A 12,548-nucleotide genomic window follows, 5' to 3' on the forward strand; every position below is an offset into this window, starting at 1 on the left:
AGGACCCTCAATAAACCCGTGCTTTGGGCGGGATGTAAGCGATGTCGTCAGACATGGTGTAGCTGTGCACCGGGCGGTAATCGATCTTCACCTTGCCGGTGTCGACGTCGAGCCAGGCCAGGGTGTGCTTCATCCACTCGCCGTCGTTGCGATCACCGAAGTCTTCCCGGGCGTGGGCGCCGCGGCTTTCGGTGCGGTTGACCGCGCCGGCCACCGTCACGACCGCCTGGCCGATCAGGTTGTCGAACTCAAGCGTCTCCATCAGGTCGGTGTTCCACACCAGCCCGCGATCGGAGACCTTGATGTCCTTGGCCTTCTCCCAGACGTTTGCCAGGCGCTGGGCGCCGCCGTCCAGGGTTTCGCCCGTGCGGAACACGGCGGCGTCTTCCTGCATCGCCTTCTGCATTTCCAGACGCAGGGCTGCGGTGCCCTGGGTGCCGTTGGCGTTGCGATAGCGGTCGAAGCGCGTCAGGTGCGCGTCGGTATTGGCGTTCTTCAGCTCCGGCTGGGTGGCTCCGGCCTTGAGGATCTCGGCGCAGCGCAGGGCTGCCGCGCGGCCAAACACCACCAGGTCGATCAGGCTATTGGAGCCCAGGCGGTTGGCGCCGTGCACCGAAACGCAGGCCGCTTCGCCCACGGCCATCAGGCCGGGGATCACCTGGTCGGGGTTGTCGCCCGACTTGGTGACGACTTCGCCGTGATAGTTCGTCGGGATGCCGCCCATATTGTAGTGGACGGTCGGCAGAACCGGGATCGGAGCCTTGGTAACGTCGACGCCGGCGAAGACCTTGGCGGTCTCGGAGATGCCGGGCAGGCGCTCGTGCAGGATCTTGGGATCCAGGTGATCCAGGTGCAGGAAGATGTGGTCCTTGTTGGGGCCCACGCCGCGACCTTCGCGAATCTCGATGGTCATGGCCCGGCTGACCATGTCACGCGGGGCCAGGTCCTTCACGGACGGCGCATAGCGCTCCATGAAGCGCTCGCCTTCCGAGTTGGTCAGATAGCCGCCTTCGCCGCGGGCGCCTTCGGTGATCAGGCAGCCGGCGCCGTAGATGCCGGTGGGGTGGAACTGCACGAATTCCATGTCCTGCAGCGGAAGGCCGGCGCGCAGGGCCATGGCGTTGCCGTCGCCGGTGCAGGTGTGGGCCGAGGTGGCCGAGAAATAAGCGCGACCGTAACCGCCGGTGGCCAGGATCACCATCTGGGCCTGGAAGCGGTGCAGGGTGCCGTCGTCGAGCTTCCAGGCGGTAAGGCCCCGGCAGACGCCGTCTTCCATGATCAGGTCGAGGGCGAAATACTCGATGAAGAACTCGGTGTCGTGAGCCAGGGACTGGCCGTACATCGTGTGCAGCATGGCGTGACCGGTGCGGTCGGCCGCCGCGCAGGTGCGCTGGATCGGGCCTTCGCCATAGTTCTTGGTCATGCCGCCGAAGGCGCGCTGATAGATCTTGCCGTCAGCGGTGCGCGAGAAGGGCACGCCCCAGTGCTCGAGCTCATAGACGGCGGCCGGCGCGTTGCGGGTCAGGTACTCGATGGCGTCCTGGTCGCCCAGCCAGTCCGACCCCTTGACGGTGTCGTACATGTGCCAGCGCCAGTCATCCTGACCCATGTTTCCCAGCGAGGCCGAGATGCCGCCCTGGGCCGCCACGGTGTGGCTGCGGGTCGGGAACACCTTGGTGACGCAGGCGGTCTTCAGGCCGGCCTGGGCGCAGCCGAGCGCGGCGCGGAGGCCAGAGCCGCCGGCCCCGACGACGACGACGTCGAACTTGTGATCGATGAACTTGTAGGCCGACATCAATAGGCTCCGGTGAGGGCGACCTTGAGGATCGAGAAGACCCCCAGGGCGCCGCTAAGCACGCAGACGAAAACGTTGAGAATGACCAGGGCGCTCTTGGTCGTGAACTTGTGGATATAGTCCTCGATCACGACCTGGACGGCGCTCTGCAGATGGATCAGGGCCGTGACCAGCAGCAGGCTGAGCAGCACGGCGTTGATCGGGCTGGACAGCCACACGGCCGCGCCTTCGAAATCGCCGGCGGCCAGCTTCAGGCCGGCGAACACGGCCCAGAGCGACAGGGGCACCAGGGCCAGGCCCGAGACGCGCTCGGTGATGAAGTGGCTGACGCCGTGACGCGATGCGCCGGTGCCGCGCGCCCGCGACAGCGGGGTGCGGAAGCGTTCGGAGTGGGTCTCGGCCATTAGTACAGCGCTCCCGTGGCGGCGGCGATCACCCAGGTGACCGCCGTGGCGACCACCGCAAAGGCGATGGCGGCGGCGCCGGTCAGGTCAGCGGTCTTCGGCGCAAAGCCGACGCCCGCGTCCCAGAAGCTCTGGCGGATCGTATAGGCGATATTGAAAAACAGGGCGAAGGTCAGGCCCAGCAGCACCAGCTTGCCGATCAGCGACCCCAGCAGGCCGGTATAGGCGGCATAGGCGTCCGGTCCGAGCGCCAGCGACAGGGCCCAGCCGGCCAGCAGGACCGCGCCGACATACAGGCCGATCACGCAGCCACGGTGGATAATCGAGCACGCCATGGTGATGTGCCAACGCCACACCTGCAGGTGCGGCGACATCGGGCGCTCGGGCAGCCCCCGGCTCGTGTCGGTCATGATTGGTCCAACCCCAGTAGCCATTGTGCGTTGCGAGATGCATTTAAGCCTTGGCGCGGGGGTGTCAACGAAGCGGTCCTTGTTGAGAAACGTTCTCAGACCCGGTGCGGGTCCTTCAAGGCCAGCTACGGACCCGGACCGCGCGAGGATGCAGCAATCCCGGCCGGACGAACGATCGCCTAGACCCGGAACACCGTCAGCGCCAGGTGCTGCAGCAACATGATGGTCTTGGCGTCGCGGATGCGGCCGTCGCTGATCATGGCCAGGGCTTCGTTGATCGAGGGCTCCAGCACCTCGATATCCTCGCCCTCGTCGGGATGGCCGCCGCCGTCGCCGATCCGCATGGCCGCATCATATTCGGCCACGAAGAAGTGCAGGATCTCGGTCACCGAGCCGGGGCTCATGAACGCCTCGAAGACCTTGCGCACCGCGCCCAGGCGATAGCCCAGCTCTTCCTCGACCTCGGCGCGGATGCGCACCTCGGGCTCGGCATCGTCCAGCAGACCGGCGGCGGCCTCGATCAGCAGGTCGTCATAGCCGTTGACGAAGGCGGGATAGCGGAACTGCCGCACCAGCAGGACGGTGCGGTTCTGCAGATTGTAGGGCAGCAGCGCCGCGCCATTGCCGCGATCATAGTGTTCACGATGCTGGGTCTGCCAGGTTCCGTCGCTGCGCTTCCAGTCGAAGCGGGTGGTCTTCAGGACGTACCAGTTGTCCGACAACAGCCTGGTCTCGTGGACGCGAACCCGGTCCTTGACGCTCATGGTCGTTCCTCATCATTGACACGTGGTGCCTCGAAATCCGCGCGGATTAGTCGCGGACCCGAGCCACATAGTCAGCCGAGCGCATTTCCTGCAGGCGCGATACCGTGCGCTCGAACTCGAACGCCCCGTCGCCGGCCGGATACAGCGCCTCGGGCTCAGCCTCGGCCAGGGCGACCAGCTTGGCGTTCGCCTCATAAAGGGCGTCGATCAGGGTGTTGAAGCGCTTGGCCGCATCGCGCCGCTCGGGCGTCAGGCGCGGCACGTCCTCCAGAAAGATCGTGTGGAAGCGTTCGGCCACGGCCAGATAGTCCTGCGGCCCCAGGGCCTGCTGGCACAGGCTGGCGAAGGACGAGCGCAGCAGCCCCCCGGCGGCGCGCGGCAGGCGGATGTCGCGGCCCAGCACCTTCAGGGTCGCGCCGGTTTCGGGCGCCCCGTCCAGCATGTCGGCCCAAAGCCGTTCGAACTCGCCCTGGCAGGCCTTGTCGTTGGGTGCCAGCCAGGTGCGCGCCGCCCGCAGCCGGTCGAGACGGAAATCGACCGGACCGCGCACGGCCACCACGTCCAGCGCCTGTTTCAGCATGTCGATGAAGGGCACGAACAGCTGGCGGTTCAGGCCGTCCTTATAGAGATCATCCGGCGGCCGGTTGCTGGTGGCCACCAGGGTGACGCCGCGCGCGAAAAGGGCCTCGAACAGCCGCCCCAGGATCATCGCATCGGCGATATCGGTGACCTGCAGCTCGTCGAAACACAGCAGGCGGGCCCCGCCGGCGATCAGTTCGGCCGTCGGGGCCACGGGGTCATCGCCCTTGGACTGGCCAAAGCGCGCCTTGCGCGCCGCCGCATCGCCCTTGCGCCAGGCGTCGATATGGCCGTGAACCTCCGCCATGAAGGCGTGGAAGTGGATGCGCCGCTTGCGGGCCACGGGAGCCGACTCAAAGAACAGGTCCATCAGCATGGACTTGCCGCGCCCGACCGGTCCCCACAGATAGACCCCCCTCTGGCTCTTGGGCTTGCGCCCGAACAGCGAGAAACCCGGCTCGCCTGCCGAGTCGAGATCGGCCTCCAGCCGCGACAGGGCCTCGACGGCGGCGGCCTGGGCCGCATCGGGCCGGATCTCGCCCTGGGCCAGGCGTTCACGATAGGCAGTGCGGAGTGAGGTCGGCATCGCGATTGCGGTTAGCGCGTGCGACGCGGCAGGGAAAGAGGGCTGTCGAACTCAGCCTCGACCCTTTCGCAGGCGACGGGCGGCGTCAGCGGCAAAAGGCCTCCGACGCCAGGACATAGCTGGGGCCGCTGGCCTGCCAGATTTCACCGAAATCGAACCCGGCGTCGTCGGTGAACACCACCAGGATCCGGCCACGATCCGGGGCGATGATATTGCGCACCTGCACGCCATCGACCGCGCCGCGCCGTTCGATCATCGCGACCTCGCCCGTGCAGCCCGCCAGCGGCGCGCTGAACGACCAGGCACCCAGCGCCACATAGCCAATCGCCGGATCGCCCTTCCACATTGTCTCGGTTGAGGCGGGGCTGATCAGCCGCTGCGCCATCAGCGCCTGGTCGAACTTCACGAGGTCTTCCGGCGACCCCAGCACCGCGCCCGCCGCACCAAAGGTGGCCAGGTTGATCGGCGGCACGGCCCGTCCCCTGGCGTTGGCGACGACCGGCCGCTCATTGGGCCTGGCCAGACGTACGGATGTGAGGCCGAGCGGCTGTGCGATCTGGTCGGCCAGCAGACGCGGGTAGCTATGGCCGGTCACCGATTCCAGCACCCCCGCCAGCACCAGGGTATCGCAGTTGTTGTACTCGAACCGCGTTTCAGGCGCACGCCTGGGCGGCCCCGCGCAAAAACCGATCGCGTCGGCGTCGCGCGCCGCCCCGCCCACGTCGCGGCGCAGATAGAAGGCCGGAACACCATCGGTCTGCGGCGTCTCATCGGGATTGGGCAAGCCGCTGGTGTGACGCAGCAACTGCCGGACCGTCACGGCCCCCGTCTGGGCATTGGGAAAGGCCTTCCAGCGCGACGCAATGGTATCGTCCAGGGCGAGCTTGCCGTTATCGACCGCGATCATCGTCAGCGCGGCGGCGACCTGCTTGCTCACCGACCCCCAGGGCCAGACAGGGGCATCGCCATAGGGGCCCGCCCGCTCGTCGGACAGGATGCGCTCGCTGTCGGCCACCAGCACCCGGCCCGTCAGGGCGGGTCCACCAGACCGGCCCAGGGCCGCCAGCGGTCGGGGGGGAGCGGTCTGGGCCAGAGCGGGCGTGAGGGCCGACAGGGCGGCGATCAGCCCTGCGGCTCCGGCGAGCGCCAGCCTCAAAGCCCCAGATCCTTGCGCAGGTAGCGATAGGTCTCGCGCTTTTCGCAGGCGCAGGCCTTCATCTCGCCCTCCGGGGTCCACCAGACCATCAGCGGCCAGGCGAAGCTGACGCCGTTGTCTTTCAAAAGCGGGATCAGCTTTTCGACATTGGCGCGGCCGGCCTCGATGACGGCGGTGCGGGCGATATCGCCGTCAGCGGGCTTGATGCCCGGCGCGGTCCAGGCCTCGACCGGGGTCGCCTCCCAGCGCTCGGCCAGGGCCCAGCTGCGATTGACCCATAGCTCGGCCACCGTGGCGCGCTCGACAGCGGTGGACTTGGCGATGCCGTTCTTGTCGGCGCGGGCGATCTCGATCAGGCGGGTGTCGACCCCGGCCTCGTGCAGTTTCGGAAACTCCTCGGCCTTGAACCGCACGCAATCGGGGCAGGTGCGAAAACTGACCATGTAGAGCTTGGGGCCCGTCAGGCCCGGCGACACCCAGCCCGACTCCTGAAGGATCTTGGCGATTTCGGCCTGGTGCTTGGTGATCGTCTTGGGCCGCCAGCGCAGCTCCATAGTCCAATAGCCATAGGCCCCGGCGGCAATCACCGCCGCGATCCCAAAGGCGATCAGCCCGCGCATGAAGGTCTTCAATGTCGCCACTCCTGTCGATCCTTGAATCCTAGGTTCAACCGACGCGCCCTGAACGTCAATTTTCCTGACATGGCCCGCAACGGCACCTAAGCTCCCGGCATGGTCAACGCTCAAGCGGCGCGTCCGGCGCCCAGACCCCCGCATATCGTCGACACGCTGATCGCCGAGCGTGCGCCCCGGCTGACCGCCTCGCCCCTGTGGCCGCTCCTGCGTCCGCCGCTCTACGCCCTGCTGGGCTATGGCAAGGCCCGGCGCATGGCCGATGACATCGCCACACTGGGCGGTCGTGCGGCGCTGGAGCATGTCTCCGCCCTGCTGGACCTCAAGGTTTCGGTTCGCGGGCTGAAGCATCTTCCGGGCACGGGGCGGGCGATCATCGTCGCCAACCATCCCACCGGCATCGCCGACGGGGTCGCCGTCCACGACGCCTTGAAAGCCGCCCGGCCAGACATTGCCTTCTACGCCAATGCCGACGCCCACCGCGTGTGCGCCCAGTTCGACGAGGTGCTGATCCCGGTCGAATGGGTCGAGGCGAAACGCAGCCGCGAGCGCATGCGCCTGACCCTGCAGATGACCCGGCAGGCGCTGGAGGCCGAACGCGCCCTGATGATCTTCCCGGCCGGGCGGCTGGCGGTGAAGGATGGGCAGGGCCTGCTGACCGACCCGCCCTGGGCCGCCTCAGCCGTCTCCCTCGCTCGCAAATATGAGGCTTCGATCATACCGATCCACGTGGCCGGACCCTGGTCGACCCTGTTCCATCTGTTCGACAGGCGCTCGCAAGAGCTGCGCGACATCACCCTGTTCCACGAGCTGCTGAACAAGACCGGCCGGAGGTTCGACCTGATCGTCGGGCGGCCCGTCGATCCCGCCGCGCTGCCGGGCGATACGGAGGAAGCCACGACCGCCCTGAAACGCTATGTGGAGCGGGTCCTGCCAAAACACCCTGAAGGTGCCCTGACTTGAGCTCTCTCCACCTCGCCGACGAGGCCGCCACTCAAGAGCTCGGCCACGCCCTGGCCCGCGCCCTTCAGTCTGGCGACACCCTGTGCCTGACCGGCCCGCTGGGCGCCGGCAAGTCGACCCTGGCCCGCGCCCTGATCCGCGCCCTGACCACGCCCGACGAAGAGGTCCCCAGCCCGACCTTCACCCTGGTGCAGTTCTACGAGACGGCGGCGTTTCCGTTGGCCCATTTCGACCTCTACCGACTGTCGGATCCCGACGAGGCCTATGAGATCGGCCTGGACGAAGCGCTGGACGGCGGCGTGGCGCTGATTGAATGGCCGCAGAGGCTGGAAGGGCGTTTGCCCCCGACTCGGCTCGATATAGACATCGCCCTCGATGGCGACGCACGACGCGTCACCATCACCCCGCATGGCGATTTCAAAGGCCGCACCCTTGAGTTCTGAGCGCCCCCCAGTTTCCGACAGAGAGGCCACCAAGGCCGCGTTTCTGGCCACCCACGGCTTTGGCGACGTTCGGCGCGAAAGCCTGGGCGGCGACGCCTCGACCCGCAGCTATGAGCGCCTGCACAGAGACGGCGGCCAAAGCTTCATCTTCATGGACCAGCCGCCGTCGGTGGAAACCGCGCCCTGCCCGCCGGACGCCACGCCCGCCCAGCGCGCCGCCCTCGGCTATAACGCCCTGGCGCGCCTGGCCGCCGGCCGGGTGGACGCCTTCGTGGCTTGCGCGGGATGGCTCAAGGCCCAGGGCTTGTCGGCGCCCACGGTGCTGGCCGCCGACCCGGCCGCCGGCCTGGCGGTGCTGGAGGATCTCGGCGATGACCTCTATGCCCGACTGATCGAGGCCGGGACCGACGAGGCCCCGCTCTATGACGCCGCCATCGACGGCCTGCTGGCCCTCCACGCCGCGCCGACCCCGGGGGTTCTGGATTTTGACGGCTCGACCTGGCCGCTGCTGGCCTTTGACGACCTGGCCCTGAAGACAGCCCACGACATCTTTGTCGAATGGCAGCCGAAATTTCGCGAGGTGGCGTTCGATGCAGCCGCCCTGGCCGACTGGGAGGCCATCTGGGCTCCGATCCGCGCCACCGGCGAGGCCGGCGCCACGGTGTTCTGCCATCGCGACTATCACGCCGAGAACCTGATCTGGCTGCCGCAGCGCGACGGCGCGGCGCGGGTCGGGATGCTCGATTTCCAGGACGCGGTGCTGGCCCATCCGGCCTGGGACCTGTCGATGCTGCTGCATGACGCCCGCCGCACCGTGTCGCCGCTGCGCGAGACCGCGTGCCTCGAGCGCTATCTGGCCGCCCGTCCCGACCTGGATCGCACCGCCTTCCTGGCCGACTATCACGCGCTGGGGGCGCTCAACATCATCCGCATCCTGGGCATCTTCGCGCGCCTGGTGACCCGCGACGGCAAGCCCCGCTATGCCGACTTCATTCCCCGGCTCTGGACCTATCTGGACGTCTGTTTCGCCGATCCAGCCCTGACCGACCTCAAGGCCTGGTTCGACGCCCACGTGCCGGCGGAGGCCCGCAGATGAGCGGCCCGAAACTGGCCATGGTCCTGGCTGCCGGCCTGGGCACCCGCATGCGCCCCCTGACCGACGACCGGCCCAAGGCCCTGGTCGAGGTGGGCGGCCGCGCCCTGATCGATCACATGCTCGATCGCCTGGCCGACGCCGGGGTCGAGACTGCCGTGGTCAATGTCCACGCCTTCGCCGACCGGCTGGAGGCGCATCTTCAGGCCCGGCAGGCAACGGGCGCAGCGCCCCGTATCGTCATCTCCGACGAACGCCCCCAGGCGCTGGAGACCGGCGGCGGCATCAGGAACGCCCTGCCCCTGCTGGGCGAAGGCCCCGTCTGGGTGGCCAATATCGACTCGGTCTGGATCGAGAGCGGCGCCCCCGCCCTCGACGCCATCGCGGCGGCCTGGGACCCAGGCGCCATGGACGTCTGCCTGATGCTGGCCCCGACCGCCGGATCGCTGGGCTTTCACGACAGCGGCGACGTCTTTCTGGAAGACGGCGGCGCGGTTCGGTTCAAGGCGCCGGGCGAGACTGCGCCGCTGGTCTATGTGGGCGTCCATATCTGCAAGCCTGCGATCACGGCCGGCGGGCCTGAAGGTCCCTTCTCGCTGACGCCGATCTGGAAGGCTCTGGCCACGCAGAGCCGCGTGCACGGCGTCGCGCCCGAGGGTCTGTGGATGCACGTCGGCGATCCCGTCGCCCGTGATCTGGCTGAAGAGAAGCTGAAATGATCCCCGTCGGCCCCTTCGACCGTTCGGGGCCGCGCTGGTTCTCGATCCCCGCCCATCGCCCCTTTGTCGACGACCTGGCCAGGGGGTTTCTGGACGCCCTGTCGCACATGGGCCCCGAGGCCCTGCCGCGCGCCACCATCCTGACGCCGACCAAGCGCGGGGCCCGGGCCGTGGCAGACGCCCTGCTGGCGGCCAGCGGCGGCAAGGCCCTGCTGCTGCCGCAGATCCGGCCGCTGGGCGACCTGGACGAGGGCGAGCCGCCGTTCGAGCCCGGCGACCTGGCCCTGGACCTGCCGCCCGCCATCGCCTCGCGCCGTCGCCGGTTTGAACTGGCGCGGATCGTGGTGGACCATGCCGACCTCTTGACCTTCACCCCCGGCGCCTCGCAGGCCCTGGAGATGGCCAAGGCCCTGGCCGAGTTTCTCGACAGCTGTCGCATCGAGGAGGTCCGCACCGACGACCGGCTGGACGGCCTGGCCGACGGGGACCTCGCCCAGCACTGGCAGGTCTCGGCGAGATTTCTCAAGGCGGTTCTGGCCGCATGGCCAAGGCGCCTGGAAGCGCTGGGCCTGATCGACGTGGCCGACCGCCGGGTGCGTCTGCTGCGGGCCCTGGCCCAGCGCTGGACCGAGCAGCCGCCCACAGAGGTGCTGGTCGCCGCCGGGTCCACCGGCACGGCCCCCGCCACCGCTGACCTGCTCCGCGTCGTGGCCGCCACCCCGCTCGGCGCTGTCGTCTTGCCGGGTCTGGACGAGGATCTGGCGGAAAGCGCCTGGGAGAAGGTCGGCGAACAGCACCCGCAGGGCGCCATGCGCCGCCTTCTGGACCGCGCAGAGATCACCCGCGCCGATGTGCGGCCGTGGTTCCCGCAGAGCGACAGCCGGGGCCGCTGGCGCCGCCGCATCGTCAATGAAGCCCTGCGTCCGGCGGAGGCCACCGCCGACTGGCTGGCCCAGATCGAAAGCCTGCGGGCCGAAGCGCCGGATCTCGACCCCGTCGAGGAGGGCCTCAAGGGCCTGTCGTTAATTGCCGCCCGCACCGAGGAAGAGGCCGCCAGCGCCTGCGCGCTGCTGCTGCGTGAAGCGCTGGAGACACCGGGCCAGACCGCCGCCCTGGTCACGCCCGACCAGACCCTGGCCCGCCGGGTCAGCGCCCGGCTGCTGCGCTGGGGCGTGATCCCCGACAGTTCGGCCGGCGCGCCCCTGGCCGCCAGCCCTGCCGCCATCCTGGCCCAGCACCTGGCAGGCCTGGTCGCCCAGCCGCTGGACCCCGTGCGCCTGCTGGCCCTGGCCAAGCACCCCCTGGTCCGCGACGAGGCCGATCTTGAGGCCTCAACCACCCTGGAGCTGAAAGGCCTGCGCGGCCCGGCACCGGCGTCGGAAACGGCCCTGCTGGCCAGGCTGGACGAGTTTCCCTCCGCAAAGGCCCTGGCCCAGCGCCTGCTGGCCGCCGTGGCTCATGCCGCGTCGCCCTATGTCGATGACCTGGCCCTACCCGCCACGGTCGCCCTGGCCCTGACCCAGGCGCTGGAAAGTCTGACCGGTCCTGATCGTCTGTGGACGGGATCGGCGGGCGAATGCCTGGGCGCCCTGCTCTCGGCCCTGATCGAGGACGGCGTCGTGCTGCCGCCCGCCCGCCCCCAGGCCTTTGCCGACATCCTCGACCGGCTGGTCAATGAAGAGACCCTGCGGGTCGGCGGCGCCACCCATCCGCGCCTGCGCATCCTGGGGGCCATCGAGGCCCGGCTGGTGCGCGCCGACCGGCTGGTGCTGGCCGGGCTGGAGGAAGGCGTCTGGCCGCAGGGCGCGCCGATCGATCCGTTCCTGTCGCGGCCGATGCGCGAAAAACTGGGCCTGCCGCCGCCCGAGCGCCGGGTGGGCCTGACCGCCCACGACTTCGCCCAGGCCGCCAGCGCCCCGGACGTGATCCTGGTCCATTGCGAGCGACGCGGCGGCGCGCCGGCCGTCGAATCCCGCTGGCTGTGGCGACTGAAGACCCTGGCCGGCGGCGCGGGGCTGAAGCTGCCGCAGCGCCAGGACGCGCTGGACTGGGCTCGCGCCCTCGACGCCCCTGGCGCCTACACACCCTATGCCCGTCCGGCCCCGACCCCGCCGGTCGAGGATCGCCCCCGTCGCATGGCCGTGACCCGCGTCGAAGCCCTGACCCGCGACCCCTATGCCGTCTGGGCTCGCGACATCCTCAAGCTCTATCCGCTGGAGCGCCCCGACGAGCCGGTCGAAGCGCGGGCGCGCGGCACCGCCATCCACGCGGCGTTCGAGACCTTCGCCGAAGAGCATCCCGGCCCGGTTCCCGCCGATGCGGCCGCGATCTTCGAGGCGCTCTATATGAGCCAGCTGGTCGCGGCCGGCATGCCGACCACCGCCCTGGCCCGCGAACGGGCCCTGGCCAAAGAGGCCGCCGCCTGGGTGGCCGACTGGGAACGTGACCGCCGAGCAAGGGCGCAGACCATCATCGTCGAGGCCGAGGGCCGCCTGACCTTCGACATCAACGGTCGCCCCTTCACCCTGACCGCCAAGGCCGACCGCATCGAGCCCACCCGCGACGGCCGGGCCCACATCCTCGACTACAAGACCGGCGCCGCCCCCTCGAAGAAGCAGGTGGCGACCGGCTTCTCGCCGCAACTGACCCTGACGGCGGCGATCCTGCTGAACGGCGGCTTCCCGGATCTGACCAACCGCAAGCCAGGCGACCTGACCTATGTGCGCGTCACCGGCCGCAAGCCGGCGGGTCTGGAAGAGGTCGCGGTCGAGGCAAAGGACAGCGAAGCCGCCGCCATCGAGGCCCTGCAGGGCCTGCGCGACCTGATCGGCCAGTACGATGACCGCGCCCAACCCTACCGCTCGCGCACGGCCCCGCAGTTCGTGAAGGGCTATCCCGGCGACTATGACCACCTGGCGCGGGTGTTCGAATGGTCGACCAGCGGCGACGACGGGGAGGGCGAATGAGGAACGCTGAACAGATCCTCCCCCTGAAGGGGGAGGTG

The 12,548-nt window shown here is 69.1% G+C and carries 12 protein-coding genes; 5 read left to right on the plus strand and 7 right to left on the minus strand.

Features of this window, described 5'->3' with window-relative positions:
- Positions 1–7: 7 nt before the first annotated feature.
- The 7 genes from sdhA to ACW179_RS04460 all read right to left on the minus strand — a co-directional run bounded on the left by sdhA (position 8) and on the right by ACW179_RS04460 (position 6,335).
- Positions 8–1,795, minus strand: a complete 1,788-nt coding sequence (gene sdhA / locus ACW179_RS04430) for a succinate dehydrogenase flavoprotein subunit (RefSeq protein ID WP_492063092.1) — start codon at positions 1,793–1,795, stop codon at positions 8–10.
- Entirely contained in the window at positions 1,795–2,199 is a 405-nt protein-coding gene (gene sdhD / locus ACW179_RS04435) for a succinate dehydrogenase, hydrophobic membrane anchor protein (RefSeq protein WP_492063093.1), read from the minus strand. The genes sdhA and sdhD overlap by 1 nt, the downstream gene beginning before the upstream one ends.
- Positions 2,199–2,609, minus strand: a complete 411-nt coding sequence (gene sdhC, locus ACW179_RS04440; RefSeq protein WP_492063094.1) for a succinate dehydrogenase, cytochrome b556 subunit — start codon at positions 2,607–2,609, stop codon at positions 2,199–2,201. The genes sdhD and sdhC overlap by 1 nt, the downstream gene beginning before the upstream one ends.
- A 179-nt stretch (positions 2,610–2,788) precedes the next feature.
- Positions 2,789–3,373 carry a GDP-mannose pyrophosphatase gene (locus ACW179_RS04445; RefSeq protein ID WP_492063095.1) on the minus strand — a complete coding sequence of 195 codons (585 nt, stop codon included), beginning with the start codon at positions 3,371–3,373 and terminating at the stop codon, positions 2,789–2,791.
- Between the two features lie 46 nt (positions 3,374–3,419).
- A complete protein-coding gene (gene zapE / locus ACW179_RS04450; RefSeq protein ID WP_492063096.1) occupies positions 3,420–4,538 on the minus strand; it encodes a cell division protein ZapE in 1,119 nt (372 codons plus the stop codon).
- An 85-nt stretch (positions 4,539–4,623) separates the two neighbouring features.
- Positions 4,624–5,694, minus strand: a complete 1,071-nt coding sequence (locus ACW179_RS04455; RefSeq protein ID WP_492063097.1) for a serine hydrolase domain-containing protein — start codon at positions 5,692–5,694, stop codon at positions 4,624–4,626.
- Positions 5,691–6,335, minus strand: coding sequence for a hypothetical protein (locus ACW179_RS04460; protein ID WP_492063098.1), 645 nt, complete (start codon positions 6,333–6,335; stop codon positions 5,691–5,693). Before ACW179_RS04460 ends, ACW179_RS04455 begins: the two co-directional genes overlap by 4 nt.
- Positions 6,336–6,425: 90 nt before the next feature.
- Here ACW179_RS04460 and ACW179_RS04465 point away from each other — a divergent pair, with 90 nt between their 5' ends.
- Genes ACW179_RS04465 through addB form a run of 5 tightly spaced genes read left to right on the plus strand, consistent with a single transcriptional unit; the run spans position 6,426 to position 12,510 of the window.
- Entirely contained in the window at positions 6,426–7,289 is an 864-nt protein-coding gene (locus ACW179_RS04465; protein ID WP_492063099.1) for a 1-acyl-sn-glycerol-3-phosphate acyltransferase, read from the plus strand.
- Positions 7,286–7,732 carry a tRNA (adenosine(37)-N6)-threonylcarbamoyltransferase complex ATPase subunit type 1 TsaE gene (tsaE, locus tag ACW179_RS04470; protein WP_492063100.1) on the plus strand — a complete coding sequence of 149 codons (447 nt, stop codon included), beginning with the start codon at positions 7,286–7,288 and terminating at the stop codon, positions 7,730–7,732. Before ACW179_RS04465 ends, tsaE begins: the two co-directional genes overlap by 4 nt.
- Positions 7,698–8,828, plus strand: coding sequence for an N-acetylmuramate/N-acetylglucosamine kinase AmgK (gene amgK / locus ACW179_RS04475; protein WP_492063101.1), 1,131 nt, complete (start codon positions 7,698–7,700; stop codon positions 8,826–8,828). Before tsaE ends, amgK begins: the two co-directional genes overlap by 35 nt.
- Positions 8,825–9,544: an N-acetylmuramate alpha-1-phosphate uridylyltransferase MurU gene (gene murU, locus ACW179_RS04480; RefSeq protein ID WP_492063102.1), complete on the plus strand. Its 720-nt coding sequence runs from the start codon at positions 8,825–8,827 to the stop codon at positions 9,542–9,544. The genes amgK and murU overlap by 4 nt, the downstream gene beginning before the upstream one ends.
- Entirely contained in the window at positions 9,541–12,510 is a 2,970-nt protein-coding gene (gene addB / locus ACW179_RS04485; protein WP_492063103.1) for a double-strand break repair protein AddB, read from the plus strand. The genes murU and addB overlap by 4 nt, the downstream gene beginning before the upstream one ends.
- Positions 12,511–12,548 lie beyond the last annotated feature (38 nt).

This window comes from Caulobacter sp. AVps18, assembly GCF_058681425.1.

Bases quoted from the DNA above. Each gene is read 5' to 3' on its own strand.
- ACW179_RS04445 (WP_492063095.1), bottom strand. From the start codon at position 3,373: ATGAGCGTCAAGGACCGGGTTCGCGTCCACGAGACCAGGCTGTTGTCG.
- ACW179_RS04465 (WP_492063099.1), top strand. From the start codon at position 6,426: ATGGTCAACGCTCAAGCGGCGCGTCCGGCGCCCAGACCCCCGCATATC.
- zapE (WP_492063096.1), bottom strand. From the start codon at position 4,538: ATGCCGACCTCACTCCGCACTGCCTATCGTGAACGCCTGGCCCAGGGC.
- amgK (WP_492063101.1), top strand. From the start codon at position 7,698: ATGGCGATTTCAAAGGCCGCACCCTTGAGTTCTGAGCGCCCCCCAGTT.
- sdhA (WP_492063092.1), bottom strand. From the start codon at position 1,795: ATGTCGGCCTACAAGTTCATCGATCACAAGTTCGACGTCGTCGTCGTC.
- murU (WP_492063102.1), top strand. From the start codon at position 8,825: ATGAGCGGCCCGAAACTGGCCATGGTCCTGGCTGCCGGCCTGGGCACC.
- sdhD (WP_492063093.1), bottom strand. From the start codon at position 2,199: ATGGCCGAGACCCACTCCGAACGCTTCCGCACCCCGCTGTCGCGGGCG.
- addB (WP_492063103.1), top strand. From the start codon at position 9,541: ATGATCCCCGTCGGCCCCTTCGACCGTTCGGGGCCGCGCTGGTTCTCG.
- sdhC (WP_492063094.1), bottom strand. From the start codon at position 2,609: ATGACCGACACGAGCCGGGGGCTGCCCGAGCGCCCGATGTCGCCGCAC.